Source organism: Nocardioides sp. GCM10028917, assembly GCF_042666175.1.
Lineage (GTDB): Bacteria > Actinomycetota > Actinomycetes > Propionibacteriales > Nocardioidaceae > Nocardioides.
Genome location: NZ_JBHTFL010000003.1, coordinates 540,373 through 565,620, shown reverse-complemented (window position 1 = coordinate 565,620; position 25,248 = coordinate 540,373). Strand labels below are relative to the sequence as shown.

21 protein-coding genes are annotated in these 25,248 nt (G+C 73.2%); 12 read left to right on the top strand and 9 right to left on the bottom strand.

Annotated elements, in window-relative coordinates; all coding sequences use genetic code 11:
- Window positions 1-8 precede the first annotated feature (8 nt).
- From ACFQW6_RS05995 to lpdA, 3 genes are all read right to left on the bottom strand, one after another.
- The gene (locus ACFQW6_RS05995) at window positions 9-3,518 is read right to left on the bottom strand and encodes an ATP-binding cassette domain-containing protein (protein ID WP_378542269.1); all 3,510 of its coding nucleotides are present in this window, start codon (window positions 3,516-3,518) and stop codon (window positions 9-11) included.
- A 392-nt stretch (window positions 3,519-3,910) separates the two neighbouring features.
- On the bottom strand, window positions 3,911-5,893 hold the full coding sequence (gene sucB / locus ACFQW6_RS05990) for a 2-oxoglutarate dehydrogenase, E2 component, dihydrolipoamide succinyltransferase (protein WP_378542267.1): 1,983 nt from the start codon (window positions 5,891-5,893) through the stop codon (window positions 3,911-3,913).
- A gap of 40 nt (window positions 5,894-5,933) precedes the next feature.
- Window positions 5,934-7,310, bottom strand: a complete 1,377-nt coding sequence (gene lpdA / locus ACFQW6_RS05985) for a dihydrolipoyl dehydrogenase (protein ID WP_378542265.1) — start codon at window positions 7,308-7,310, stop codon at window positions 5,934-5,936.
- 148 nt (window positions 7,311-7,458) lie between these two features.
- Between lpdA and ACFQW6_RS05980 the strand changes: the two genes are divergently transcribed.
- The gene (locus ACFQW6_RS05980) at window positions 7,459-7,818 is read left to right on the top strand and encodes a hypothetical protein (protein WP_378542263.1); all 360 of its coding nucleotides are present in this window, start codon (window positions 7,459-7,461) and stop codon (window positions 7,816-7,818) included.
- A 16-nt stretch (window positions 7,819-7,834) separates the two neighbouring features.
- On the opposite strand, the gene ACFQW6_RS05975 is transcribed toward ACFQW6_RS05980, so the two are convergent.
- Complete coding sequence (locus tag ACFQW6_RS05975) at window positions 7,835-9,352, bottom strand: leucyl aminopeptidase (protein ID WP_378542261.1); 1,518 nt, start codon at window positions 9,350-9,352, stop codon at window positions 7,835-7,837.
- Between the two features lie 54 nt (window positions 9,353-9,406).
- Here ACFQW6_RS05975 and gcvT point away from each other — a divergent pair, with 54 nt between their 5' ends.
- The 5 genes from gcvT to ACFQW6_RS05950 all read left to right on the top strand — a co-directional run bounded on the left by gcvT (window position 9,407) and on the right by ACFQW6_RS05950 (window position 13,349).
- Complete coding sequence (gene gcvT / locus ACFQW6_RS05970) at window positions 9,407-10,516, top strand: glycine cleavage system aminomethyltransferase GcvT (RefSeq protein WP_378542259.1); 1,110 nt, start codon at window positions 9,407-9,409, stop codon at window positions 10,514-10,516.
- Between the two features lies 1 nt (window position 10,517).
- A complete protein-coding gene (locus ACFQW6_RS05965; RefSeq protein WP_378542257.1) occupies window positions 10,518-10,769 on the top strand; it encodes a hypothetical protein in 252 nt (83 codons plus the stop codon).
- Window positions 10,770-10,845: 76 nt separating this feature from the next.
- On the top strand, window positions 10,846-11,703 hold the full coding sequence (locus ACFQW6_RS05960) for a hypothetical protein (protein ID WP_378542255.1): 858 nt from the start codon (window positions 10,846-10,848) through the stop codon (window positions 11,701-11,703).
- Between the two features lie 32 nt (window positions 11,704-11,735).
- The gene (locus tag ACFQW6_RS05955; protein WP_378542253.1) at window positions 11,736-12,515 is read left to right on the top strand and encodes a class I SAM-dependent methyltransferase; all 780 of its coding nucleotides are present in this window, start codon (window positions 11,736-11,738) and stop codon (window positions 12,513-12,515) included.
- A gap of 24 nt (window positions 12,516-12,539) precedes the next feature.
- Complete coding sequence (locus ACFQW6_RS05950; RefSeq protein ID WP_378542251.1) at window positions 12,540-13,349, top strand: thymidylate synthase; 810 nt, start codon at window positions 12,540-12,542, stop codon at window positions 13,347-13,349.
- On the opposite strand, the gene ACFQW6_RS05945 is transcribed toward ACFQW6_RS05950, so the two are convergent.
- Window positions 13,346-13,477, bottom strand: a complete 132-nt coding sequence (locus ACFQW6_RS05945; protein WP_378542249.1) for a hypothetical protein — start codon at window positions 13,475-13,477, stop codon at window positions 13,346-13,348. The two genes, ACFQW6_RS05950 and ACFQW6_RS05945, sit on opposite strands and share 4 nt — an antisense overlap.
- 94 nt (window positions 13,478-13,571) lie before the next feature.
- Between ACFQW6_RS05945 and ACFQW6_RS05940 the strand changes: the two genes are divergently transcribed.
- From ACFQW6_RS05940 to ACFQW6_RS05930, 3 genes are all read left to right on the top strand, one after another.
- Window positions 13,572-14,066 (top strand): dihydrofolate reductase, encoded by a 495-nt coding sequence (locus tag ACFQW6_RS05940; RefSeq protein ID WP_378542247.1) that lies wholly within the window; start codon window positions 13,572-13,574, stop codon window positions 14,064-14,066.
- Window positions 14,063-14,413 (top strand): GntR family transcriptional regulator, encoded by a 351-nt coding sequence (locus ACFQW6_RS05935; protein WP_378542245.1) that lies wholly within the window; start codon window positions 14,063-14,065, stop codon window positions 14,411-14,413. Before ACFQW6_RS05940 ends, ACFQW6_RS05935 begins: the two co-directional genes overlap by 4 nt.
- A 335-nt stretch (window positions 14,414-14,748) precedes the next feature.
- The gene (locus tag ACFQW6_RS05930) at window positions 14,749-15,159 is read left to right on the top strand and encodes an NUDIX domain-containing protein (protein ID WP_378542243.1); all 411 of its coding nucleotides are present in this window, start codon (window positions 14,749-14,751) and stop codon (window positions 15,157-15,159) included.
- A gap of 7 nt (window positions 15,160-15,166) precedes the next feature.
- Here the strand turns inward: ACFQW6_RS05930 and ACFQW6_RS05925 are convergent, their stop codons facing one another.
- Window positions 15,167-15,970 (bottom strand): nucleotidyltransferase domain-containing protein, encoded by an 804-nt coding sequence (locus tag ACFQW6_RS05925; protein ID WP_378542241.1) that lies wholly within the window; start codon window positions 15,968-15,970, stop codon window positions 15,167-15,169.
- Window positions 15,967-16,299, bottom strand: coding sequence for a TfoX/Sxy family protein (locus tag ACFQW6_RS05920; RefSeq protein ID WP_378542239.1), 333 nt, complete (start codon window positions 16,297-16,299; stop codon window positions 15,967-15,969). The genes ACFQW6_RS05925 and ACFQW6_RS05920 overlap by 4 nt, the downstream gene beginning before the upstream one ends.
- Before the next feature lie 112 nt (window positions 16,300-16,411).
- Here ACFQW6_RS05920 and dapA point away from each other — a divergent pair, with 112 nt between their 5' ends.
- The 3 genes from dapA to ACFQW6_RS05905 all read left to right on the top strand — a co-directional run bounded on the left by dapA (window position 16,412) and on the right by ACFQW6_RS05905 (window position 20,886).
- The gene (dapA, locus tag ACFQW6_RS05915; RefSeq protein WP_378542237.1) at window positions 16,412-17,302 is read left to right on the top strand and encodes a 4-hydroxy-tetrahydrodipicolinate synthase; all 891 of its coding nucleotides are present in this window, start codon (window positions 16,412-16,414) and stop codon (window positions 17,300-17,302) included.
- A gap of 28 nt (window positions 17,303-17,330) precedes the next feature.
- On the top strand, window positions 17,331-19,016 hold the full coding sequence (locus ACFQW6_RS05910; protein ID WP_378542236.1) for a ribonuclease J: 1,686 nt from the start codon (window positions 17,331-17,333) through the stop codon (window positions 19,014-19,016).
- An 88-nt stretch (window positions 19,017-19,104) separates the two neighbouring features.
- Window positions 19,105-20,886 carry an ATP-binding protein gene (locus ACFQW6_RS05905; RefSeq protein ID WP_378542234.1) on the top strand — a complete coding sequence of 594 codons (1,782 nt, stop codon included), beginning with the start codon at window positions 19,105-19,107 and terminating at the stop codon, window positions 20,884-20,886.
- On the opposite strand, the gene cydD is transcribed toward ACFQW6_RS05905, so the two are convergent.
- Together cydD and cydB are read right to left on the bottom strand one after the other, a co-directional pair.
- Window positions 20,846-24,205 (bottom strand): thiol reductant ABC exporter subunit CydD, encoded by a 3,360-nt coding sequence (gene cydD / locus ACFQW6_RS05900; protein ID WP_378542232.1) that lies wholly within the window; start codon window positions 24,203-24,205, stop codon window positions 20,846-20,848. The two genes, ACFQW6_RS05905 and cydD, sit on opposite strands and share 41 nt — an antisense overlap.
- Window positions 24,202-25,221 (bottom strand): cytochrome d ubiquinol oxidase subunit II, encoded by a 1,020-nt coding sequence (gene cydB, locus ACFQW6_RS05895; protein WP_378542230.1) that lies wholly within the window; start codon window positions 25,219-25,221, stop codon window positions 24,202-24,204. The genes cydD and cydB overlap by 4 nt, the downstream gene beginning before the upstream one ends.
- Window positions 25,222-25,248: the final 27 nt, after the last annotated feature.

The window sequence follows — 25,248 nt, the reverse complement described above, 5'->3', positions numbered from 1 at the left end:
CGGGCGGTTCACCCGGCCAGGTGGGCCCACCGTGACGACAGCTCGTGCCACGGTCCGTCGTCGACCACGCGGCCGGCGTCGAGCACCACGACACGGTCGGCCTGCGCGAGCGCCGCCGCCTTGCTCGTGGCACCCACGACGGCGGTGCCGCGAGCCCGCAACGCCTGCCACAGCTCGATCTCCGTGGCGGCGTCGAGCGCGGAGGAGACGTCGTCGGCCAGCAGCACGTCGGCGTCGGTCGCCAGCGCCCGAGCCAGCGCGAGGCGCTGCACCTGGCCACCGGAGAGGCGTACGCCGCGGTGGCCGACGACGGCATCGGCGCCACCGGCCTCCGAGACGTCGCGGCCCATCCGGGCCGCCTCGAGCGCCGGCACCACCGACCGGTCGGCGTGGTCGAGGGCGACGTTGCCGGCGAACGTGCCGGACAGCACCCGCGGCACCTGCGCCACGTGGGCGACCCGGCCGGGCCGCAGGGTGGTCTGCGGGTCGTCGACGAGGCGGTCGTTCCAGCGGATCTCGCCGGTGCTCCCGACGAGGCCGGCGAGCGCGCTGAGCAGGCTGGACTTGCCCGACCCGACCTGGCCGAGCAGCAGGACGAGCTCGCCGGCCCGCACGTCGAGGTCGACGTCCCGGACGCCGACCGTGCCGTCGTCGTGCACCGCGGCGAGGTCGCGCACCGTGAGGACCCGCAACGGGTCGCGGTGGGGCGTGGAGGGCTCCGGCCCGGTGCCGCGGACGAGGTCGACCCCGGGGGGCAGGTCCATCAGGTCGCCGCCGCCGGCGAGCTCGCTGGTGGCGTTCATCCAGGCACGGGTGCCGGGCGCCTCGGTCACGACCGTGCCGGCGACCCGGCCGAACCAGTCGAACCCGCTGACGGCGTTGGCGACGAGCAGCGCTGTCGCGAGCTCCCACTGGCCGGTGAGCAGCCCGCCCCACGCCGCGACGACGCCGAGCTGGACCATGACCACGGGCACGCCCTCGAGCAGCGCCTGCACGCGGTGCTCGCGCACGGCGGCGTCCACCCGGCCACCATCGACGTCGCGCAGGTGCTGGTGGACCTGCGGCGTCGCCGCGGCGAGCTTGACGGTGCGGACCGACTCCAGCGCCGACACGAGCGACTGCCCGAACCTCGCGCGCGCGGTCGACGCGGCCGCAGCCGAGCGTCCGGCGACGCGGCGGCCCAGGGTCGAGGCGAGGGCGGACGCGACCATCACGGCCAGCAGGACCGCGCCGGCCACCCAGGTGCGGGCGATCAGGGCGGTCACCACCGCGATGATCAGTCCGTTGACGAAGTCGACCCAGCGGTCGGTGTAGCGGGCGAGCCGGTCGGCGTCCATCGTGCGGGCGACGACCTCGCCGGGCGGCGTGCGCAGCAGCCGCCGCTGGGACGTCTGCCCGTGGAGCACCGCGGCGCGCACGCGGAGGCGTACCTCCACCCACCAGTGCGGGTAGGTGCGGAACGCCTGGGCGAGCAGGAGCGGCCCGACGAGGAGGGAGGCGACGAGAGCGACGACCAGGAGCCCGGGGCGCTCACCGGCCTGCAGGTCGGTGACGATGTGGCCCCACACCCAGCCGGTCACCGCGCCGAAGGCACCGGTCAGCGAGGAGATGAGGAACAGGACCGCTCCGAGCAGGCCCCACTGCGGCTGCATGCTGATCGTGTGGAGCACCTGCCGGGCCAGGCTCGGTGTCGGCGCGAGCTCGGGCGGCGCCGGGGGAGTGGTGCTGCGGCGCACGGACCCGATCGTGGCGTCGTCGTGGTGGTGCTCCTCGACGACCGCCTCGTGGGCGGCAGCGTCGAGGAGGTCGCGGAACCGGCCGTCCTCGGCAGCGAGGCGGTCGCGCGGGCCCTGCTGGACCACCCGACCGGACTCGAGGACGGCGACCTGCTCGGCGCGCTCGGTGGTGGAGAGCCGGTGGGCGACGAGGATGCCGGTGCGCCCCGAGATCAGCCGGTCGGCGGCGCGTACGACGCGGGCCTCGGTGACGGGGTCCATGCGGGCCGTGGCCTCGTCGAGGACGACCACGCTGACGTCGCGCACCAGGAGCCGCGCGAAGGCGACGAGCTGCTCCTCGCCGGCGGACAGGCTGGTGCCGCCGGGGCCGAGGACGGTGTCGAGGCCGTCGGGCAGCCCGGCGACCCAGTCGGTCAGGCCGAGCTCGGCCACCGCGGCCTCGACGACCGAGACGGGTACGTCGTCGAAGAGCGTGATGTTGTCGGCGAGGGTGCCGGCGAGGACCTCGGTGCGCTGGGTCACCACACCGACGGCGGAACGCAGCTGCTGCAGGTCGAGGTCGAGGACGTCGACCCCGCCGAGGAACACCATGCCGCGCGGTGGCTCGACGGCGCGGGAGAGCAGGGAGGCGAGGGTGGACTTGCCCGACCCGGTGCGACCGACGAGGGCACAGGTGTGGCCCGCGGTGAGCAGGAGGTCGACGTCGCTGAGCGCGAAGGTGCCCGTGCCGTAGCGGAACTCCAGGTGCCGGAACTCCACGTCGAGCGGGCCGTCGGGCACAGGAAGGCCACCGGTGGGCTCGACGGGCGAGGCCATCATGGCGCGCAGCCGGAGCACGGCGCCGAAGCCCTCCTGGAGGTCGGGCAGGTGGCGCGCGAGCATGTCGACGCCCCCGACGAACATCGTCGTGACGAGGAACAGCGTGACCAGCCGCGCCGTGGACAGGTCTCCGGACAGGACCAGCGCGACGCCGAGGACGCCGACCCCGGCGAGAGCGCCGTGGAGCAGCCCGCCGCTTCGGCGGGTGACGCGCACCTCGACCGCCAGCACCGCGTCGAGGGTCTGGTGGACGACCGACGCGAGGTGGGCGTTGCGGCGGAGCACGTGGGCCTGGCCCAGCGAGGTGCGCACGTCGTCACGAGCGGCGACGCCCTCCTCGGTGGACGCGGCATGATCGGTCCAGGCGGCCTCCTCGAGGACCTTGCGCTGGGCGATCTGGGGGAGCAGGTGGCGGATCGCGAGGTAGGTGACGACCGCGGTCAGCGGGAAGAGGAAGACGGCCGGCCACCAGGTGAGGGTCGCGACCACCCACAGGGGGCCGGAGGCGAGGAAGGTGCGCGCGGCCTGCCACACGCCCCAGCGCATCAGCTGGCCGACCTCCCACGTGTCGTCGTCGATGCGGTCGAGGACCTCGCCGACCGCCTGCTCCGAGAGCTCGGACAGCGGCTGCGCCATGGCCGCGTCGAGCAGGTCGGCGCGCAGCTGCCCCTCTGCGCGGTCGCAGATGGTGGCCCAGATGGTCTTGGCGACCGTGTCGATCGCCGCGCCGCCCACGACGCACAGCGCCAAGAGGGTCAGGAGCGTGCTGGTCGGGCCGTCGGCGAGGCGTCCGGCCACCATCGAGCCGAGGGACGCCGCGACCGCGCCGAGCAGGGACATCGAGAAGCAGAGGTAGGTCAGCGGACGGCGGACCCGGTGCCAGTCGACAGGCACCCGTCCCGGCGGCAGTCCGTCGGTCGGGGACGTGGTCGCCGGTGCCGGGTGGGTCTGCGTCTCGGTCACCGTCACAATGACCAGACGTTACGTGTCGGGACCGACATCGCGCCCCCGGTTTTCGTGTGACGCCCGCCGCTGTCGCGGCGGTCGCGCGCTCGTACGTGCTGAGGATCGTGGAAGATCCGCGTCACCTGGCGGCTCGGACCTTCCACGTTGTCGATGCGATCCCCGGATATCCGGGGATCGCGCCGGCCGGGGCGGCCGGGGGCGGCGGGAGAGCGTCAGACGGCGGACGTACGACGACGCCCCGCCCACCGAGGTGGACGGGGCGTCGGTCAGCGGCGCTGCTCAGACAGGTTTCGAGACGACCGGTCCACCCGGCTCGCAGGCTCGCCGGGTGCCGGTCCCTCAACCTCTTCGGCCGACGCCGCCCGTCGCTTCGCTCCGGGCGACTGGCCTCAGACCTCGAACTGGCCGGCCTCGAGGCGCTTCTTGACCTCCTGGAGGAAGCGGCCCGCGTCGGCGCCGTCGACCAGGCGGTGGTCGTAGGTCAGCGACAGGTGGACCATGTGGCGCACCGCGATCGTCTCGCCGAGGTTGGGGTCGTCGATCACGACGGGGCGCTTCACCACGGCACCGGGGCCGAGGATGGCGACCTGCGGCTTGTTGATGATCGGGGTGTCGAAGAGCGCCCCGAAGCTGCCGAGGTTCGTGATGGTGAAGGTGCCACCGGACAGCTCGTCCGGAGTGATCTTGTTGGTGCGGGTGCGCTCGGCGACGTCGGCGATCTTCTTCGCCAGCCCGGCGATCGAGAGGTCACCGGCCTCCTTGACGACCGGCGTGAGCAGGCCCTTCTCGGTGTCCACCGCGAACGCGATGTTCTCGCGGTCGAAGTAGGTCACCTCGCCCTTGTCGGTGTCGATGGCCGCGTTGAGCTTGGGGTGCAGCTTGAGCGCGTCGATCGCCGCCTTGGCGAAGAAGGGCAGGTAGGTGAGCTTCACGCCCTCGCGGGCCAGGAAGTCGGCCTTCGACGCCTCGCGGAGGCGGGCGATCGAGGTGACATCGACCTCCATCACCTGCGTCAGCTGGGCGGCCTCCCGCAGCGACTCGACCATGCGCGTGGCGATCACCTTGCGCAGGCGCGAGAGCGGCTCGGTGGTGCCACGCAGCGGCGACGGCGACGCGGACGACGGAGCGGCAGCTGCGGGCGGAGCGCCGGCGGCAGCGGCTGGCGCGGCGGCAGGCGCAGCCGGGGCGGAGGCGGCCTGCTGGGCGGCAGCCGCGGCGTCGAGGACGTCCTGCTTGCGGATGCGGCCACCGACACCGGTGCCCTGCACCGAGCCGAGGTCGATGCCGTGCTGGTCGGCCATCTTGCGCACCAGCGGGGTGACGTACGCCGACTGGTCGCGGCCACCCTCCGACGACGCGGCCGATCCACCGGACGAGGACGCCTGGGCCGCGGCGTCCGTGCGCTGCGGCTCGGGCTCGCCCTGTGGCGCGGGTGCGTAGGGCGCCTCGCCCTTGGCCTCCGGCTCGACCTCCTGCTTCTCCTCAGCAGCGGGGGAGTCCTGCTTGTCGGACTCGGGGGTCTCGTCGCCGGCCGGCAGCTCGCCCTTCTCCTCGGCGATCTGCTGCTCCTGCTCGGCCTTCTTCTCGGCGTTCTCCTCGTCCTTGGGTCGAGCCTCGGCGGACTGGGGCTCCGACGACCCGCCGGAGCCGGCGTCGCCGGACCCGATGATCGCGAGCTCGGCGCCGACCTCGACCGTCTCGTCCTCCTCGGCCTTGATCTCCAGCAGCGTGCCGGCGACGGGCGAGGGGATCTCGGTGTCGACCTTGTCGGTGGAGACCTCCAGCAGCGGCTCGTCGACGGCGACCTCGTCGCCGACCTGCTTCAGCCAGCGGGTGACGGTGCCCTCGGTGACGGACTCACCCAGCGCGGGCAGCGTGACCGGCGTACCGCCACCGCCACCGCCGGAGGACGAGCCACCGGAGGAGGAGCTGCCGGACGAGGCCTGCTCGGCCGCGGGCTCGGACTGGGCCGGGGCGTCGTCCTTCTCCGACTCGGGGGTCTCGTCGCCGTCGGGGAGCTCGCCCGTCTCCTCGGCGACCTGCTCCTCCTGCTCGGCCTTCTTCTCCGACTCGCCCTCGTCCTGGGGCTGCGCCTCGGGCTCGGCGGTCTCGGAGGCGTCGCCCGCGGACTCGCCCTCCTCGCCGATCACGCCGAGGACCGCGCCGACCTCGACGGTGTCGTCCTCGTTGGCCTTGATCTCGAGGAGCGTGCCGGCGACGGGCGACGGGATCTCGGTGTCGACCTTGTCGGTGGAGACCTCCAGCAGCGGCTCGTCGACGGCAACCGTGTCACCGACCTGCTTCAGCCAGCGGGTGACGGTGCCCTCGGTGACGGACTCGCCGAGTGCGGGGAGGGTGACTTCGGAGGCCATGTGTTTCCTTCTCGCGTTGGTTGGGGAGGTTCTGGGGTCTTCAGGAGTGCGCGTGGAGCGGCTTGCCGGCCAGCGCGAGGTGCGCCTCGCCGAGGGCCTCGTTCTGGGTGGGGTGGGCGTGCACGAGCGGCGCGACGTCGTCGGCGTGTGCCTCCCAGTTGTAGATGAGCTGGGCCTCGCCGATGAGCTCGCCGACCCGATCGCCCACCATGTGGACGCCGAGGACGGGACCGTCGACCAGGCCGACCAGCTTGACGAAGCCCTGGGTCTGCAGGATCTGGCTCTTGCCGTTGCCGCCGAGGTCGTACGTCACCGTGGTGACCGCGTCGCCGTGGAGCTCGCGGGCCTTCGCCTCGTCGAGCCCCACCGACGCGATCTCCGGGTGGGAGTACGTCACCCGGGGGATGCCGGCGTCGTCGACCGGGCGCGGGTCGAGCCCGGCGATGTCCTCGGCCACGAAGATGCCCTGCTGGAATCCGCGGTGGGCCAGCTGGAGGCCGGGGACGATGTCGCCGACGGCGTAGACGCCCTCGACGTTGGTGCGGCAGCGCTCGTCCGCGAGCACGAAGCCGCGGTCCATCTCGATGCCCTGCTCGGCGTAGCCGAGGCCGTCGGTGGAGGGCCCGCGCCCGACGGCGACGAGGAGGACCTCGGCCTCGATCACGTCGCCGCCCTCGACGGTGACGGCGACGCCGTTGTCGGTGGTCTTGACGCTCTGGAACGGGGTGCCGGTGAGGAAGCTGATCTTGCGCTTGCGGAACGCGCGCTCGAGCGCCTTGGAGCAGGCCTCGTCCTCGGCGGCGACGAGCCGCGGGAGGGCTTCGATGATGGTGACGTCGGAGCCGAAGGACCTCCACACGCTGGCGAACTCGCAGCCGATCACGCCGCCGCCCAGCACGATGGCGGACGCCGGGACGCGGTCGAGGCGGAGCGCGTGCTCGGAGGTGAGGACCTTCTCGCCGTCGACCTCCAGGCCGGGCAGCGACTTGCTGTAGGAGCCGGAGGCCAGCACGACGGCCTTGCCGGTGTACGCGGTGCCGTCGACGGTCACCTCGCGGGGACCGGTCAGCGTGCCGGAGCCCTGGATGACCGTGATGCCGCGCGACTTGATGAGTCCGGTGAGGCCCTTGAACAGCCGGTCGACGACCTTGTCCTTGTAGGCGTTGACCCCGGCCATGTCGATGCCGTCGAGGGTGGCGGTGACGCCGAACTGCGCGGCCTCGCGGGCCGAGTCGGCGACCTCCGCGGCGTGCAGGAGCGCCTTGGTCGGGATGCAGCCCACGTGGAGGCAGGTGCCGCCGAGGTTGCCCTTCTCGACGAGCCCGACGCTCAGGCCCAGCTGGGCTGCTCGTAGGGCACAGGCGTAACCGCCCGATCCAGCCCCGAGGACGAGGACGTCGAACTCACCGTCCGTCACTGACTTCCCTCCACACGCTCGACTCGCACCGACCATCTCGGGCGCGTCCATCTTTGCACTCTTCACGGCGCTGTCCACACCGGGTCGGGTGGGCCCGAACCGGCGATCCGCGCGCACTGATGGGGAACGTCCCGGCAGAATGTGCGCCATGGGCATGTTCGACCGATTCCGCCGCAAAGGACGCACCAGCGCTCCGGCGCGGGACGCCACCCGCACCGGCTCGACCCGCGTGCGTGCATCCGACGGTGAGGACGTCCGGCACCTCGAGACCTTCGTCGCCACCCGCCAGGGGGTCGAGGGGTTCGTCGAGCCCCGCACGGCCGTCAACGACGTGACCCTCCTGCTCGTCGCGCACGACGGCGAGTGGACGCGACGGCGCGTGCCCAGCGTGAAGTGGGCGCACGACTTCGCCAACCGCCACCGCGTGCCGTCGTACGACGCCGCGGTGGTCGGCGTGCCGCAGCGGATGCGCGACTACAACCGGCGCAAGAAGGCCGGAGGCCTCTAGCCGCGCGAGCCCCGGGTCAGTCCTCGGACGGGCCCTCGGCGAGCGAGCGCGCGATCTCCACCAGCGTGGTGACCCCGAAGCCGGTGGCGCCTGCGGGCACGTGTCCGTACGCGCCGCCGGTGTTGATCTCCTTGCCGGCGATGTCGAGGTGCGCCCACCGCAGCCCGCCGGTGAACTCGCGCAGGAACGCCGATGCGTAGAGGCCGCCGCCCCACCGCACCCAGTCGTGCTGGAGCAGGTCGGCGATCTTGGAGGACGTGATGCGCTCCTTCATCTCCTCCGGGATCGGCATCGGCCAGTGCTGCTCGCCCGCGGCCCGGCCGGCGGCCAGGACGACCTGCACCTCGTCGTCGGTTCCCATCACGGCGCCGACCTTGTCGCCCAGCGCGAGCTGCATGTGGCCGGTGAGGGTGGCGATGTCGACGACCACGTCGGGGTCCTCCTGCACCGCGAGGGACAGCGCGTCGCCCAGCAGCATCCGGCCCTCGGCGTCGGTGTTGGCGATCTCCACGGTCGACCCGTTGTGCATCGTGATGACGTCACCGGGGCGGGTGGCGGTGCCCGACACCATGTTCTCGGCCATCGGCGCGAACGCGGTCACCTTGACCGGCAGGCCGAGCCGCGCGATCGCGAGGGTGGCCGCGACGACGCTGGCCGCACCGGCCATGTCGCCCTTCATGTGGACCATGCTCGAGGACGGCTTGATGGTGAGGCCGCCGGAGTCGAAGGTGACGCCCTTGCCGACGAGCGCGAGGTGCGCCACGGCCCCCTGCGGTGCCCAGGTCAGCTTGACCAGGCGGGACGGCGCGGCCGAGGAGTCGCCGACGCTGAGGATGCCGCCGCACCCCATCTCGGCGAGCTGCTCGTGGTCGAACACCTCCAGCTCCACCTTGGGGCCACCGCGGCCCTTGGTGACCTCCTTGTGCGCGGCCGTGACGAGCTCGGCCAGCAGCGGGGGCGTGCAGTCGCGCGGCGGCGTGTTGACCCAGTCGCGGGTCAGGGCGACGGCGTCGGCGAGGACCTCCGCGCGCTCGAGGGCGGCGACGGCATCGGCCCTGCGCGCGATCGCGGTGAGCACGACGACGTCGTTGGGCTCGGTGGTCTCGGACTTCGAGGACTTGTAGGCGGTGAACGTGTAGCCGCCGAGGCGGTGGCCCTCGACCACCGCGGCGACCAGCTCGGGGGTCTCGCTCGGCAGGGCGAGGGCGACCGAGGCGGCGTTGGGGATGTTGCGGGCGGCGACGCCCGCGGCACGGCGTACGGCGATGGGGTCGGTCGGGTCCTCCCCGAGCCCGACGAACACCAGGAGCGGGGCGTTGACCTCGTCGCGAGTCGGCGTCCGGACCGCCTCACCGGCCTTGCCGGTCACGCCCATGGTGGAGAGGAAGGGGCGCAGCCGGCGACCGTACGCAGCGCTGACGTCCGCCGCGGCCTCGCACAGGTGTGGACCCTTCGGGCCGGCGACCACTCCCACGACGACGGCGTCGGCTCGGGTCTTGGCGGGGCTGGCGCTGCGGAGGGCGTAGGTGCTCACCCGGGGCATGTTAGGGGAGACCTGACGCAGCTACCGCTGCGGTAGGTTCGCGCCATGGCCGGATCGCTCAAGCAGTCGCCCCTCCACGACCGTCACGAGGCCCTCGGTGCGAAGTTCGCCGAGTTCGGTGGGTGGTCGATGCCGCTGGAGTACCCGACCGGTGTCGTCAAGGAGCACACGACGGTCCGCGAGTCGGTCGGCATCTTCGACGTGAGCCACCTCGGCAAGGCGATGGTGTCCGGCCCGGGCGCCGCCGACTTCGTCAACGCGACCCTGTCCAACGACCTGGCGAAGATCGAGCCCGGCAAGGCGCAGTACACCCTGTGCCTCGACGAGTCCGGCGGCATCGTCGACGACCTCATCGCCTACTGGCACGACCTCGAGCACGTGCTGCTGATCCCCAACGCGGCCAACACCGCGGAGGTGGTCGCCCGCCTCGCCGCCGCCGCGCCCGAGGGGGTGAAGGTGCGCAGCCACCACGACGACTACGCCGTGCTGGCCGTGCAGGGCACCCGCTCCGACGAGGTGCTCGAGAAGGTGGGGATGCCGACCGGCCACGACTACATGTCCTTCGTCGAGGCCGAGCTGGGCGACACCGGCGTCGGCGTCGTCGTGTGCCGCACCGGCTACACCGGCGAGCGCGGCTACGAGCTGGTCGTCGCCAACTCCGCGGCCGGCCAGCTCTGGGACGACCTGATGGCCGCCGGCGAGGAGTGGGGGATCACCGCCTGCGGCCTCGGCTCGCGCGACACGCTGCGCACCGAGATGGGCTATCCCCTCCACGGCCAGGACATCAGCCTCGACACCGACCCCGTCGAGGCGGGGCTGTCCTGGGCGGTCGGGTGGAAGAAGAACACCTTCTGGGGCCGCGACGCGGTCGTCAGGGTCAAGGAGGACGGTCCCAGGCGTCGCCTGCGCGGGCTCGTCGCCGTCGGTCGCGGCATCCCGCGCCCCGGCATGGGCGTCACCCTGACCCACGACGTGCCGCTGGCAGACATCACCTCCGGGACCTTCTCCCCGACGCTGAAGAAGGGCATCGGGCTCGCCCTGATCCCGACGATGGTCGCCGAGGACGCCCAGGTCGGCGTCGACATCCGCGGTCGGCGCGAGATCTTCCAGCTGGTCAAGCCGCCCTTCGTCGACCCGTCGGTCAAGGAGTCCTGACGTGCTGCCCGGCCAGCCCCCCACGTTCCGCCAGCCCACGTCCGCCGAGAGGCCGTGGTGGTGGCGACTCGAGGACGCGTCCGGCGAGGCCGTCGAGGTCGCCGGCCACTCCGACCAGCGCTTCGCCAACCAGGGCGACGCTGAGTCGTGGGTCGGCGAGATCTGGGCCGACCTGGCCGAGCACGGCGTCGCCGCGGTCACGCTGTTCGAGCACGACCGCCAGGTCTACGGGCCGATGTCGCTGAGCGCCTGACCCCATCCGCAGCGGCCACCGGGTCCGAACGGTCGATGACGCCTCACCCGGACGAGGCGAGGCGGCGGGAGGTGGCATGACGGACCGGTCGGACTTCGCGACGTACGTCGACGCGCGCTGGCCGGACCTCGTCGCCGGGCTCGAGGACGACGGCGTGCCGGGTGACCGCGCACGCCTCGCGGTCGCCGAGGTGCTGCTCGCCGCCCGCCGGCCGTGGCAGCGCCGGGTGCGTGACGAGCAGGTCGACGTCACGCTCTGGGCGGAGGTGCGCGAGAGGGCGGGGCTGCCCGTGCGGCCGGGCGAGCCGGTGCCCCACGCCGTACGTCCTCGCGACCCGCGGGACCGGCCGGAGGGGTGGCTCGACCGCGCGGTGGAGGTCCGTGCCGTGCGTCGACGGCGGGCAGTGCGTCGTGGCGTCGCCGGGCTCGCCGTCGTGGCCCTGCTCGCCGCGGGGTGGGCGTGGTGGGCAGCGCAGCCGGAGCCACCTCCGGTGCGCGCAGAGGCCAACCGGCTCCCGGTCGCGTGGTACGCCGAGGGCGAGCTGCACCTCGAGGACGTGGTCGTCGGGCTCCCGGAGGTCGAGGCCTTCGTCGCCGACGGCCCCGCCGTGGTCGCCCGGCTGCGGTCCGGCGAGATGGTCCGGGTGGACGCGGAGGGAGACGTCGAGACGGCGGACGAGGCCCCCGACGCCCTCGACGCGGACCTCACGCCGCCGCCCCTCCAGGGACTCGGCCCGTACGACGTCCTGGTGGAGAGCGTGCCGCTGGCCGGCGGGGGATGGGCCCACCTCGTCGACTCCGCGCGCCGCGCCGGAGGGGAGGACGAGCTGCGGCAGTCGGAGACAGGCCGTCGCGCCGTCGTGGTGTGCCCGACCGAGTGGACGTGCGGCGACCCCGTCACGGTCGTCGCGGGCGGCACGGTCCGGTTGCGCTGAGGCGTGGCCGCCGGTCGCTAGGGTCCGGCCTCGTGGCAGAAGCACTCTGGACAGGCGTGGCGCACGCCTACGCACGCAGCTTCGCCGGCCTGTGCGCCGGCGCGATCCCGGCCCTGGTGGCGGGCCTGCCGCGCGACGGGCGGCTGCTCGACGTCGGGTGCGGCACCGGCGCGCTCGTGCAGGCAGCCCGCGACGAGGGGCACGACGCCATCGGTGTCGAGCCCGATGCGGAGATGGCCGCGCTGGCCTCGACCGCCCTCGGCACCGACGTGGTCGTCGGCGGTCTTCCCGACCTGCCCCTGGCCGACGACGGCTTCGAGGCGGTGACGGCCTGCTTCGTGCTCAACCACGTCGACGACCCCCGCGCCGGGGCGCGCGAGCTGGCGCGGGTGGCCGCGCCCGGCGGCACCGTGCGCGCGACGATCTGGGGCGCGACCCCACCGCCGCAGGGGGTGATGTGGACCGGGCTCTTGGACGCCGCCGGCGCCAGCCGCCCCCCGGCGCCCCGACTGCCGGCCGATCGCGACTTCGAGCGCTCGCCGCACGGGCTGGCAGGCATCCTCGGTGAGGCAGGGCTCGCGGTCACCCACGCCGGCACGCACGCCTGGCGGTGGCGCGTCGCCGCCGACGACCTGTGGGAGGGGCTCACCTCGGTCGGCAACTTCGGCGTCCTGTGGCGCGAGCAGACCGACGACGTGCAGGCCCGCCTGCGAGTGGCGTACGACGCCCTGGACGCGCCGTGGCGGTTCGGCCCCGACCTGGTCTTCGACGTCGAGTGCGTCGTGGCCGAGGCGCGCGTCCCCAGGTCGTAGGTCGGTCGGTCGTAGAGTCGTCCCGTGCGCGCCTACCTCGACCTGCTCCAGCGGATCCTCGACGAGGGGGTGGAGAAGACCGATCGCACCGGCACCGGCACGCTGAGCGTCTTCGGCCACCAGATGCGCTTCGACCTGTCCGAGGGGTTCCCCCTCGTGACCACCAAGAAGGTGCACACGCGCTCGGTCTTCGGGGAGCTGCTGTGGTTCCTGCGCGGCGACACCAACGTGAAGTGGCTGCAGGACCGCGGCATCACCATCTGGGACGAGTGGGCCGACGACGACGGCGACCTCGGTCCCGTCTACGGCTACCAGTGGCGGTCCTGGCCGACCCCCGACGGCCGGCACGTCGACCAGGTCGCTCGCCTGGTCGAGGGCATCCGCACGAACCCCGACTCCCGTCGCCACATCGTGTCGGCGTGGAACGTCGCCGACGTCGACGACATGGCCCTGCCGCCCTGCCACACGCTGTTCCAGTTCTACGTCGCTCCCTCCGAGACCGGTCCGGGCCGGCTCTCCTGCCAGCTCTACCAGCGCTCGGCCGACACCTTCCTCGGCGTGCCGTTCAACATCGCGTCCTACGCGCTGCTGACGCACATGGTCGCCCAGGTGACCGGCCTCGAGGTGGGCGACTTCGTGCACACGATGGGCGACGCGCACCTCTACCTCAACCACGTCGAGCAGGCGAAGCTCCAGCTGTCGCGCGAGCCGCGCCGGCTGCCGCGCCTGGTCCTCGACCCGAGCGTCACCGAGATCGACGGCTTCGACCTCGAGCACGTCGCCGTCGAGGGCTACGACCCCCACCCGGGCATCAAGGCGCCCATCGCGGTCTAGCGGCGCTCGAGGGCCTGGCTGACCGCCCTCGCGACGTCGGCCACCAGCCGGGTGTGCCACCGCTCGTGAGCGGCGAGGTCGGCCACGAGGGCGTGGCAGTCGGGGCACGTGCTGTCAGTGGTGCTCATCGCAGCCTCCAGGCTCGGGTTCTGCCTCCCACCGTGACACGGCAACCGCACGGGGAACAGGGCCGAACGCCTGGTCGTCAGTAGGGTCGGTCCCGTGACCCGTCCCGACCAGCGCGTGGTGCTCGTCGCCGCCCACGCCCGCAACCGGGTGATCGGCAACGGCCCAGACATCCCGTGGACGCTCCCGGGCGAGCAGGCTCAGTTCAAGGAGCTGACCTGGGGCCACACGCTGCTCATGGGCCGCACGACCTTCGAGTCGATCGGCCGCCCCCTGCCCGGGCGTACGACGATCGTCCTCACCCGGCACGCCGGCTGGACCCACGACGGGGTGCTCGTCGCGCACACGGTGGAGCAGGCCCTCGAGCTCGCCGCCGACAGGCCCGGCGACCTGATGGTCGCCGGCGGCGGGGAGGTCTACGCCGCGCTGCTTCCCTTCGCGACGCACCAGGTTCTGACCGAGGTCGACCTCGAGCCCGACGGGGACGTGCACTATCCGCAGTTCCCCGCCGGGGAGTGGGTGGAGACCCTCCGCGAGTCCTTCGACGGCTACGAGCGCGTCTGGCTCGAGCGGATGGACGCGGCCGCGTGAGGCTCACCCTCGACCCCACGTCCGGCGTCCCTCCCTTCGAGCAGGTACGCGACGGCATCCGAGCGCAGGTCGACGCCGGCATCCTCGAGGCGGGCCTCCGGCTGCCGCCCGTCCGCGTGCTCGCCGCCGAGCTCGACCTGGCTGCCAACACCGTCGCCCGCGCCTACAAGGAGCTCGAGGTCCTCGGGGTCGTCGAGACCCGTGGCCGCGCCGGCACCTTCGTCACCGGCCGCGGCGTCCAGCGGTCGCTGCGCGAGGCCGCGTCGTCGTACGTCTCCACTGCCCGTTCGCTCGGCGTCTCCGACGCCGAAGTCCTCGAGGCCGTACGTCGCGCGCTCGGCACGTAGCCCGTCTGCGGCGGTGCGATCCCCGGATATCCGGGGAACTTCACGCTTGTCGGCCGAAATTTCAGCCGACAAGCGGGAACATCCCCGGATATCCGGGGAAGTCGCCGCCGGTGACCGGCATCACGGAGTCCGGGGAATGAACCCGGGCCGGCCTCCGTTGGACCGGACAGCTGGCTCCGCACTCATGCCCCCGGGCCTCACCACTTGCCGCTACGAGCGGCCCTTCGCCGAGAGGCGGCTGACGGACCAGCGAGCACCACCACGCAGCCACCCGCCGGGTAAGCCCCGGTCAGGGTGGCTGCGTGCTGTCCGGGCCGACCTGCGATCCTCGGCCCATGGAGGTGGACCGGGACAGGCACATCGTCGTCGCGGCCGTCGCGCTCGTGCGCGACGGACACGTGCTGACGGTCCGGAAGCGGGGGACCGAGCGGTTCATGCTGGTCGGCGGCAAGCTCGAGCCCGGCGAGTCGGCGCGGGACGCGGCGCTGCGGGAGACCTACGAGGAGGTCGGCCTCGAGATCGAGTCGGCCACCCTGTTGGGGGAGTTCCTCTCCGAGGCGGCCAACGAGCCGGGACACTCGCTGCACTCGACGGTGTTCTGGGTGGAGTCCGACTCGGACCCGGTGGCGTCCGCCGAGATCGCGGAGGTCCGCTGGACCCCGCTGCACGACCACCCCGACGACCTCGCGCCGATGCTCGAGCACCACGTGCTGCCCGTCCTCCGGGCGACGGCCGGCGAGGCCTGAGCGGTCCTCAGCCGGCGCGCACCTCGAACAGGCGCAGCTCGTCGCCCCAGCCCTCGACCATGTCGGTCGTGCGCGTGTGGCCCCGGGCGGCGTCGTACGACGAGCAGGCCGGGCGCACCCGGGCGAAGGTCTCGGGGATCGCGCCCACGTCACCCTCGAGCGTGCGCTCGACCAGCCCGAGCAGCTCGTCGGCCGGCCATCCGTCGAGCGGGTGGGTCCGGAGCTCCCAGGGGAGGTACTTGTTGTAGGGGCGCACCCGGCCGGCCATGGCGAAGACCACGTCGAGCAGCCACGGCACCGACTCGGCTGCGTCGAGGCGCGCCTCGAGCGGGCGGCCGTCGCGGTCGTCCTTCAGGGCGCGGTAGGCGAAGTTGAGCCACCCGTCGAGCCGGTCGTGGTCGATCAGCACGCCGTCGGCCTCGTCCGGGGACAATGTGGCCTGGCGGCGGACGGCGTCGGCCAACGCGCCGCCCGTGCGGTCGAGGAGCACGGGCGCCCAGGCGTAGGACCAGCGCTGCCACCAGTCCTCGGTGCCGAAGGTCGGGACGTCCTGCAGCTCGGACCAGGAGTCCACCGCCTCGTCGACCTCGCGCGACTTGGCGGTCGAGCGACCGGCGGCCGCCTCGTCGGTCAGCACGACGATCACGTCGAGGTCGGAGAGCTCGGTGGCGAGGTCACGGGCCGCGGACCCGCTCAGCACGAGGCCGAGCAGGTCGTCGCCGTGCGCCGCGTCGTTGCGCTCGGCGAGCGACACGAGCGTGGCCCGCTGAGCCGGGGTCAGCCACCCCGGCAGGACGAGGTCGACGCTCATCTGGGCGGCAACGTCCGGACGAAGGCGATGCCACGGTCGACCCACAGCTGCAGCTGGTCGTCGTCGGCGAGCGCGTCGGGGGCCACCAGCAGCCACCCGGCCATCGGCCGACCGCGCATCTCCATCGGCGTCACCGACGAGCCGTCGGCCCACTCCTCGGCGTCGGCCGGGTCGGCCCGCACCATGAGCGAGCCCTGGCTCCCGGCGGCGACCGCCATGTGGCCGTCCACCATGAAGCCGAGCCCGCCGAACATCTTCCTCGACGTCACGCCGGGCTCCCCGTCGAGCAGGTCGTGGATCCGCTGCGCCAGCTCCTCGTCGTGCGCCATGCCGCGAGCGTAGGGCAGGCGTCCGACAGGCACCCGGCTCGGCGCTGACGGTCATCCCGGACCGGGGCGATAACCTTCGAGCATGAGCGAGCGGAGCGAAGCGAGTACGCGCGTGAGTGTCGACGTCCCGTTCGGCCGCCTCCTCACCGCGATGGCCACCGCGTTCCACGAGGACGGCAGCGTCGACCTCGAGGGCACGGCGCGGATCGCGACGCACCTCGTCGACCACGGCAACGACGGGGTCGTCGTCAGCGGCACGACGGGGGAGAGCCCCACCACCTCGGTGGCCGAGGACGGGGAGATCCTCCGCGCCGTGCAGGACGCGGTCGGCGACCGGGCGAGCGTCATCGCGGGCGTCGGCACCAACGCCACCGCCCACTCGGTGGAGCTCGCGCGCCAGGCGGAGAAGATCGGCGTCGACGGGGTGCTGCTCGTCAGCCCCTACTACAACAAGCCCGGCCAGATCGGCCTGCAGCACCACTTCACCTCGGTGGCCGAGGCGACCGACCTCCCGGTCATGCTCTACGACGTGCCGGGCCGCACGGCGAGTCTCATCGAGCTCGACACCTACGAGGCGATGCGTCGCTACGACCACGTCACGTCGGTCAAGGAGGCCTCCGGCCTGCTGCCGCGCACGGCGCAGCTGGTGGAGATGGGCTACTCCGTCTACTCCGGCGACGACGTCGCCACCCTGGGCTACCTCGCGTACGGCGGCGTCGGCCTGGTCTCGGTCGTCGCGCACGCCGCGGGCGACCAGCTGGCGTCGATGATCGACGCGTGGGTCAGCGGCGACCACGCCGAGGCCCTGCGCATCCACACGTCGCTCCTCCCGGCCTTCGACGCCGTGATGGGCGTCCCCAACTACGGCGCCACCACCGCCAAGGCAGCCCTCGAGCTGCTCGGCGTGATCGACAACCGCCGCGTCCGCGGCCCGCTCGTCGCGCTCGACGACCACGAGGTCGCGGCGCTCCGCACGGGCCTGGCTGCCGCCGGCCTCATCTGAACCACTGACACCGAACCCGAGGAATACCTTGAGCCACCCCCACCCCGACCTGAGCGCGCCCGCCCCCCTCCCGGCCGGAGGCCTTCGGGTCATCCCGCTCGGTGGGCTGGGCGAGGTGGGCCGCAACATGACCGCGTTCGAGTACGACGGCCGGCTGCTGCTCGTCGACTGCGGCGTGCTGTTCCCCGAGGACCACCACCCCGGCGTGGACCTGATCCTCCCGGACTTCGAGCCGATCCGGGACCGCCTCGACGCCGTCGAGGCGCTGGTGCTGACCCACGGCCATGAGGACCACATCGGCGCCACGCCGTACCTCCTGCGCGAGCGCGGCGACATCCCGCTCGTCGGGTCCAAGCTGACCCTGGCCCTGCTCGGGTCCAAGCTCCGCGAGCACCGCCTGAAGGAGACGGTCCACTACGAGGTCGCCGAGGGGCAGACCATCACCTTCGGCCCCTTCGTGCTGGAGTTCGTCGCGGTCAACCACTCGATCCCCGACGCGCTCGCGGTCGTGATCCGCACGGGCGCGGGCGTCGTCCTCCACACCGGCGACTTCAAGATGGACCAGCTGCCGCTCGACGGCCGGATCACCGACCTCAACGAGTTCGCGCGCCTCGGCGACGAGGGCGTCGACCTGTTCCTCACCGACTCCACCAACGCCGAGGTGCCGGGCTTCACCACCTCGGAGAAGGACATCGCCCCGGTGCTGGACCGGGTCTTCGCCAAGAGCGACCAGCGGATCATCGTGGCCTGCTTCGCCTCCCACGTGCACCGCGTCCAGCAGGTGCTCGACGCCGCGGTGGCCCACGGCCGCAAGGTCGGCTACGTCGGGCGCTCGATGGTGCGCAACATGGCCATCGCCCAGGAGCTCGGCTACCTCACCGTCCCGCCGGGCGTGATGGTCGAGGCCAAGGAGCTCGCCGACCTGCCCCCGCACAAGCAGGTCCTCGTCTCGACCGGCTCCCAGGGCGAGCCGCTGGCGGCCCTGAGCCGGATGTCGCAGAGCAACCACCACTTCGTGCAGCTCGAGCCGGGCGACACGGTCGTCCTCGCCAGCTCGCTGATCCCGGGCAACGAGAACGCCGTCTACCGCGTGATCAACGGGCTGTCCCGCCTCGGCGCCAACGTCGTGCACAAGGGCAACTCACTCGTCCACGTCTCCGGCCACGCGAGCGCCGGCGAGCTGCTCTACTGCTACAACATCGTCAAGCCGCGCAACGTGATGCCGGTGCACGGCGAGGTCCGCCACATGCGGGCCAACGCCGACCTCGCCCGGGCGACCGGGGTGAAGAACGTCGTGCTGGCCGAGGACGGCGTCGTCGTCGATCTGGTCGACGGCGTCGCCCGGGTCGCCGGCAAGGTGGAGGTCGGCTATGTCTTCGTCGACGGCACCACGATCGGTGACGTGTCCGAGGCGTCGATGAAGGACCGGCGCATCCTCGGCGAGGAAGGCTTCCTCTCGGTGATCGTCGTCGTGGACTCCGTCACCGGCAAGGTCGTGTCGGGCCCGGAGATCCACGCCCGCGGCTTCGCCGAGGACGAGACCACCTTCGACGAGATCCGGCAGCCGATCATCGACGCGATCGCCGCGGCCGTGCAGGAGGGCGTCACCGACTCCCACCAGCTCCAGCAGACCATCCGTCGCGTGGTCGGTCGCTGGGTCAACCGCGCCCACCGTCGCCGTCCGATGATCATTCCGGTGGTGATCGAGGCCTGACGGCCCTAGCATCAACGCCGGGGAGGGCGGGACCAGCAGGACCAGCAGGAGTGGGGCCGTCGGGGCCTGGGTGGGTGGGGAGGTGGACATGCCGCGAAGCCAGGGCGCTCTGAGCCGGTTGGCCGAGCTGATGCGGCGCGTCAACTCCTCCACCGATACCGAGGTGATCCTCGAGGAGATCGCCCACGGTGTCGTCGACGTCCTGGGCTACGGGGTCGCGGCCATCGCACGGCTCGAGGGCGACGTGCTGGTGATGACCCACGTCGCCGGCCCGCCCGAGGTGGTCGCGCAGATCCTCCACCGCCGCACCCCGGCCGACCAGATCCTCGACGAGTTCCGCGAGGCCGACAAGTGGGGCATCCTCCGCTTCGTGCCGGCCGGGCGGATGTCCGCGGCGCGGCTGCAGGCGGCCTGGATCCCCGAGTTCCAGCCGACCGGTGACCCTGAGGCGTGGCACCCCGAGCACGCGCTCTACGCGCCGCTCTACTCGGCGGGCGGCGAGCTGCTCGGCAACATGGCGGTCGACCTCCCCGCCGACGGCCGGGTGCCCGACGAGGCCGACCGCGAGCTGCTGGAGATGTTCGCCGTGCAGGCGGGCGTCGCCCTGTCCAACGCCCGCGAGCGCGAGCGCCTCACCGACCGGGTGCGCCTCGACCGGATGCTCACCACGGTGGCCGGCGCCGCGACCGCCCAGAACCTCTCCCAGGCGCTCGGCGCGGCCGTGGTGGCCGTCGCCGAGTCGCTCGGCACGGTGCAGACGGTGGTGCGCACGTTCCCCAGCGACGCGCAGGGCAGCCAGCTCGGCGTCGGGACACCGTACGCCTTCACGCCCGAGCACGAGGTGCCCGAGATCCGCGAGGACCTCACCCGCCTCGAGGAGCTCCCCGTGCTCATCGAGCTCGGCGTGGACGACCCCTCGTCACCGCAGCTGCCCCGCAGCGCCGCCCGGATGCAGGAGCTGATGCGCGGCATGCGCGTCGATCGTGCGCTCGTGTCCCCGCTCGTGTCGCAGGACGACCTGGTCGGCTACCTCGTGCTCGGCTTCGCACGCCACGCCCGCGCCGTGACCGCCAACGAGGCCGACGCGGTGCTCGAGGTGGGCCGGCTGCTCGCCCAGACCGTCCGCGCCTCCCGCGTCCTCGAGACCGAGCAGCGGCTCGTCCAGGAGCTGCGCGAGCTCGCCCGCTACCGCAGCGAGCTGATCGCGACGATCTCCCACGAGCTCAAGACGCCGCTCACCGCGATCCTCGGCCACGCCGAGCTCATCGCCGACCGGCACCCCGACCTCTCCTCGATCGACGCGATCATCCGCAACGCCGGCCGGCTCAACAACCTCGTCGCCAACCTGCTGCACTACTCCCGGATCCAGGGCAGGCGGGAGACCGTGCGCCGGGCCGTCGACCTCGCCGAGCTGTGCGAGGCCAGCGTCGACCTGCTCAGCATCCGCGCCAAGCAGGCCGGCGTCCGGCTGCACTTCGACCAGCCGGGGACGACGCCGGTGGTGGTCTTCGGCGACCCCGAGGAGCTGGCCCGGGTGATCGACAACATGGTCGACAACGCCGTGAAGTACACGCCCGAGGACGGCTCGGTGTCGGTCGCGATGACGGTCCGTGATGACGAGGTGAGCGTCGACGTCACCGACACCGGCCTCGGCATCTCGATGGCCGACCAGCAGCACGTGTTCTCCGCCTTCCACCGCTCGACCAACCCCAACGCGCTGTCCGTGCCGGGCACCGGTCTCGGGCTGCCGATCGCGCAGCGGATCGCGGAGTCGCACGGCGGGACCCTGTCGGTGTCCTCCGAGCTGGGTCAGGGGAGCACGTTCACCTTCACGCTCCCGCTGCGCTCGCCGCGAGAGCAGGCCGACTGACCGAGGCGGCCGTCCCCGCCTCCAGGTGCACCACCCGGTCCATCGCGTCCAGCCCGACCGTGCCGTGGGTGATCCACAGGATCGACCGTCCGACCCGGGACGCCGAGTCGAGCATCTCGTCCGCGACGGCCCGCGCGGTCGGCCCGTCGAGGTGGGCCGTCGGCTCGTCGAGGAGGAGCACCGGCGGGTCCGCCAGCAGCGAGCGGGCCAGGGCCAGGCGTGCGCGCTCGCCGCCGGACACCTCGCGACGGTCCGCGCCGACGTGGGTGTGGATGCCGGCGGGAAGGCCGTCCACCCAGCTGCCGAGGCACGCCCGGTCCAGCGCGGCGCGGACCTCGTCGTCGTCGGCGTCCGGCCGGGCGAGGCGGACGTTCTCGGCGACCGTCGAGGCGAAGACGTGGGGGTCGTCGTCGACCAGGCCCACCCGGCGGCGTACGTCGTCGAGGGCGAGCCGACGCAGGTCGCTCCCACCGAGCTGCACCGCACCGCTGAGCGGGTCGATGAAGCGGACGAGGGTGGCGGCAAGGGTGGACTTGCCGGACCCGGAGGGGCCGGTGATCCCGAGGTGCTCTCCGGGCCGCAGGACGAGGTGGTCGAGCGCCAGCGCCGGCCGGTCGGACCACCCGAGCTCGGCACCGTTCACCACCACGCCGTGCCCGTCGGGCAGGGGCAGGGGAGCGGCGGGGTCGCTGACCGCCGGGGCGGTGGCGGCGAGCCGGTCCAGGCGCTCGCGGGCCGCACGTGCGCGCACCGACAGGGCGCCGGCGTCGGCCAGTCCACCGACCGCATCGGCCAGGGCGAGCGGCACGAGCAGCAGCAGGGCCAGGCGGGCGGGGGAGGTGCTCGCGGGGTCGACGAGGGCGGCCACGGCGACCACGCCCAGGCCGGCTGCCGTGCTGGTCAGGGCCGTACCCGCTGCGACGGCCCGGGAGGAACGTCGTACGGCACGGGCGAGCCCGGCCGCCTCCTCCCGGACCGCGTCGAGCGCCCGGTCCGTCGCGCCCCACTGCGCGAGCTCGCGCAGCCCGTGCGCCAGCTCCTCGACCCGCGTCCCGAGCCGTGCGCGGCGCAGGACGACCAGGGGCTCGGCGTCGGCGGTGCCGCGCCGGGCGAGCACGAACGCGAGCGCTCCCGAGCCGGCGACCAGCAGCACGACCGCGCCCGCCACTGGAGCGACGAGGGCGGTGAGCAGGGCGGCGCCCACACCGACGAGGGCGGCGGTGACGAGCGGTTGGCGCACCCGCAGGCGGTCGTCGAGCAGGGCGTCGACGTCGTCGACGACACCGGTGAGCAGGTCGCCGCGGCGCGGGCCGAGGCGACCGGGGACCAGCGGGACCAGGTCGGCGAAGACCCTGGCCCGGCGCTCCGCGAGCTCGCGGAGGACGACGTCGTGGCTGAGCACGCGCTCGGCGTGGCGGAGCACCGGGCGGGCGAGCCCGAAGAGGCGCACCCCGACGATCGCCACCATCAGGTAGAGCACCGGCGGCTGTTCGCTGGCGCGGGTGATGAGCCAGCCCGCGGTCGCCGTGAGCGCGACACCTGACGCCGTGGACAGCGCGCCGAGCAGGGTGGCCGTCCGCAAGCCCCACCGCGGCCGACGCTCGTCGTCGTCGGCCGGGACGACCGCTGCGGGCGTCGCTGGGTGGCGGCAGATCGCCTGATCCGACGGTCCCGGTGTGCCATCTGCCGCCACCTCGCTGGCGGGAGCGGTCGCCGGCACCAGCTCGACCACCCGGTCGGCGGCGGCGAGGACGGCCGGCCGGTGCGCCACCACGAGCACCAGGCTCCGCTGCGCGAGCAGGGCGAGGGTCTCGAGGAGGACCTGCTCGGTCTCCTCGTCGAGGTGGGCGCTCGGCTCGTCGAGGAGGACGAACGGCCGCCCGGCGAGCACGACGCGGGCCAGCGCGACGCGGGCCCGCTGGCCCGCGGACAAGCCGGCACCGTCCTCGCCGAGCGGCGTCTCCAGGCCGTGGGGGAGGGCGCGCACGACGTCGGCGAGGTCGACGCAGCGCAGGGCCTCCCACACCTCGTCGTCGCCGGCCGAGGGTCGGCCGATCCGCACGTTGGCGCCGATGGTGTCGGTGAGCAGCCACGGTCGCTGCGGTGCCCACCCGACCAGGCTGCGCCACCAGCCCGGGTCGAGGTCGCCGAGCGGGGTGCCGCCGAGCCGGACGTCGCCGGTCAGGGGCGCCAGCTCGCCGCGGAGCGTGGCGAGGAGCGTCGACTTGCCGCAGCCGGACGGCCCGGCGATCGCGACGAGGCCCCGGTCGGGCAGCTCGAGGTCGAGCGGACGGGTGAGGGAGGCTCCGGCGGAGTAGCCGATCTCGAGACCGCGCAGTGCGAGCCCGGTCGCGGTGGGCAGCGCCGTGCCGGGCTCGAGCGACCCGGCCCGCGCGAGCAGCTCGTCGGCGTCGGCGAGGGCGGCGGTCCCCTCGGCCGCGGCGTGGAACTCTGCGCCCACGCGGCGCAGCGGCCAGTAGGCCTCGGGGGCGAGCAGCAGGACGGTGAGGGCGACCTGGAAGCCGACGCTCCCCGACGCCAGCCGCAGGCCCACCGTCACCGCCACCAGCGCGACCGACAGCGTGGCGACCAGCTCCAGCACCGACGAGGAGGCGAAGGCGACCTTCAGGGTGTCGACGGTCGCGCGGCGGTAGCGGTGCGTGACGGACCGGATCGTGTCGACCTGCGCGTCGGCGCGGCGGTGGGCGACGAGGGTCGGCAACCCGCGCACCACGTCGAGGAAGTGCCCCGACAGTGCCTCGAGCGCGCGCCACTGGGTGCGGGCGCGATCGCGGGTGGTGAGCCCGACCAGCACCGCGAAGACAGGGACCAGTGGCAGCGTCAGGGCGACCACGAGGCCCGACAGCGGGTCGAGCCACGCGATCGCAGCGAGCGCGACGAGCGGGAGCACGGCGGCCGGTACCAGTGCGGGCAGGTAGCGGGTGACGTAGGGCTCGACGCCGGTGACGCCGCGGGTGGCCAGCACGACCAGCCGGGCGGGCGACAGGTCGTCGCTCCGTCGCGCCGCGTCCAGCAACCGTTGCCGCAACGCGCCGGAGACCTCGCCCGCGGCTCGGGCCGCCGCCCGCTGACCGACGTACGCCGCCGCGGTCCGCAGCAGCACCAGGCCGCCGAACGCCCACGCCGCACCCGCCCAGCCGCCGGCCGGCGGGGAGACGGCTGCGACCACGAGCGCGCCCAGCGCGAATGCCTGCGCCACCGTGGCCACCCCGCCGACGACGCCGCTCGCGACGACCAGCGACAGGGCGCCGCGCGCAGGACGGAGGTGGCGGAGGACCGCCGGGTCCAGCGGCTTCACGTGGCCGCGTCCGCGAGGACCGGCGAGGGGATGTGGTGCACCGAGATCCGCTTGCGGAACACCCAGTAGGTCCACGCCTGGTAGCCGAGCACGATCGGGGTGAAGACGACGGCGACCCACGTCATCACCTCGAGCGTGTACGCCGTCGCCGCCGCGTTGGTGGTGGTGAGCGAGAAGGCCGGATCGGTCGTCGACGGCATCACGTCGGGGAACAGCGCGACGAACAGGCCGACGACGGCGAGGCCGATGGTGAGGAACGTGCCGACGAAGGCCCAGCCCTCCCGGCCGCGCATCGCCGCGAAGAGGGCGACGACGAGCGACAGCGCGGCGACCACGAAGACCACTGCCGAGGCGGCGGTGCCCGTCTTCAGCTGGGTCCACGCCAGGAACACCACGGCCAGCAGGGCGGCGACCGCGCCGGTCCGCACCGCCAGGTCGCGGGCGCGGTGGCGGATGTCGCCGTCGGTCTTGAGCGCGACGAACATCGCCCCGTGCGTGGCGAAGAGCGTCAGGGTGACGAGCCCGCCGAGCAGGCCGTAGGGGTTGAGCAGCGTGAGGGCCGTGCCGGTGAACTCCTTGTCGGCGTCGATCGGCACGCCCGCGACGATGTTGGCGAAGGCGACTCCCCACAGCAACGCCGGCACGAACGACCCCCAGATGATGGCGAGGTCCCACCGGCCCTTCCAGCTGTCGGCCTCCCTCTTGTGGCGGTACTCGAAGGAGAGCCCACGCACGATGAGCGCGACGAGGATCAGCAGCAGCGGCAGGTAGAACCCGCTGAACAGGGTGGCGTACCACTCGGGGAACGCGGCGAAGGTCGCGCCGCCCGCCACGAGCACCCAGACCTCGTTGCCGTCCCACACCGGCCCGATGGTGTTGATCATGACGCGTCGCTCGGTCTCGTTGCGGGCCAGCACGGGCAGCAGCATCCCCACCCCGAAGTCGAAGCCCTCGAGGCAGAAGTAGCCGACCCACAGCACGGCGATCAGGGCGAACCAGACGGTGGTCAGTTCCATGGTGGTCTCTCTGATGTCTCTCTCGTG